Origin of the sequence: Corynebacterium sp. HMSC074A01 (genome assembly GCF_001831515.1) — a bacterium.
Lineage (GTDB): Bacteria > Actinomycetota > Actinomycetes > Mycobacteriales > Mycobacteriaceae > Corynebacterium.
The window spans coordinates 1-1,427 of the sequence record NZ_KV825611.1; the positions used below are offsets into that span (position 1 = coordinate 1).

Annotated in this window: 2 protein-coding genes and 1 pseudogene; 2 read left to right on the forward strand and 1 reads right to left on the reverse strand. The window is 62.8% G+C overall.

Annotation, left to right across the window (positions count from 1 at the left end):
• A pseudogene (locus tag HMPREF2550_RS12040) lies at nucleotides 1–230 on the reverse strand (hypothetical protein); the annotation flags it as partial.
• Between the two features lie 35 nt (nucleotides 231–265).
• Here HMPREF2550_RS12040 and HMPREF2550_RS03780 point away from each other — a divergent pair.
• On the forward strand, nucleotides 266–739 hold the full coding sequence (locus tag HMPREF2550_RS03780; RefSeq protein WP_080972893.1) for a recombinase family protein: 474 nt from the start codon (nucleotides 266–268) through the stop codon (nucleotides 737–739).
• Between the two features lie 170 nt (nucleotides 740–909).
• Nucleotides 910–1,427: DUF4192 family protein (locus tag HMPREF2550_RS03785; RefSeq protein ID WP_141760516.1), on the forward strand; the 518-nt coding region annotated here is incomplete at its 3' end.

Sequence of the window (1,427 nt, forward strand, 5' to 3'; positions counted from 1 at the left end):
GCCTTAATAAAGTTCGTGTTCGACTTTTCCATATCGTCGTTATACTGCTTGCGTTCTGCGCGTATCTCCTCCAGCAGCTTTTCGTTGGACTCCTTCTCCTGGAGCAGGGCGCTGCGAGCCTTCTTAGATGCTTCTGCTGCCTTGTGCAGGCTTTCGGACTCTTTCGACATTGCCTCAGATACAGCTACTTCTACCAGCGGTTCCAGGCTAGAAGTCAGGCTCGAAGTCATCTGAGCGTTCAGGCTCTGGCTGCGACCCGGACCACATCTACTCAGACACCATCTCCGGCACCAACTGGCAACGGCCTGGTCTTGATGACGCGCTGGCGTACATGCGCCCCGACGACACGCTCGTTGTCACGCGCTTGGACAGGCTCGGCCGCAGCCTCGCGGACACCGTGAACACCATCGCTGACCTCGCCGAGCGTGACATCAACGTCAAGGTGTTGGAGCCAGCGCTGGACACGTCGAAGCCCACCGACAAGGTGGTTATCAACGTCATGGCAAGTCTTGCCGAGTGGGAGCGTGACCTGCTTGTCCAGCGCACCCGTGAGGGCGTGGCGCACGCCCGCGCACAGGGCAGGGTCGCCGGCCCCAAGCCGAAGCTCAGCGCTGAGCAGGCGCAGATGGCCAAGGAGCTTATCGACGGCGGCAAGTCCGTCAGCGCTGTAGCGCGCACCTTTAACGTCTCGCGGCCGACGATCTATCGCGCTCTCAAGCGCATCGAAGCCGACGCTTAAGCACAGGCTGCGTCGCTAGCGCTCGCACCCGGCGAGAAGGCATCAGGCTGCGCTAGCGACGCTCGGCACACATGAGTGCTGCACTGCTGGGATACGCCTGCGACCGGCAGAGCCGGGCCGAATACGGGATTGACCACATACACCCCGTATTCGTGCAAAGGAGCACTGCCATGTCCACTCATTCCCACACGCTTGCATCCCACGGCGAGATACTCGCGAACCTCCCCGGCATCCTCGGCTTCTACCCGAACAACTCGCTGATCCTCGCGTTCTTCGTCGACGACGAGGGCGTCGACACCGTCCGCCTCGGCCCGGTCGCACGGTTCGACCTGGACGAAGCAGTGGAGAAGCTCACCGAGAGCCGCGAGCGGTTCGCAGCGTGGGTCCACCACCTTGAACTCGACGCTGTTATCGCGTACATGATCAGCGATGACATTGCGCAGCCGGTCTTCGACGAGACGGCCACGTACCTCACCAGCGGGGCCTCGCCGCTACCGCCGCTGCTCGGGGTGGTGCAGGTGCCCGAGATCGTCACTGGGGCTGCTTGGTGGTCTGTGTACCAGCATCCGCTCATCGACGAGCCGCGCCACGGTGTTGTCGGCGAGGTCGCCGCATCAGCGGCGCTGCAGCAGATGCTTGCAGACACCGGCGCGCTGCCGGAGCCGAGCAAAGACGACATCGAGGCACG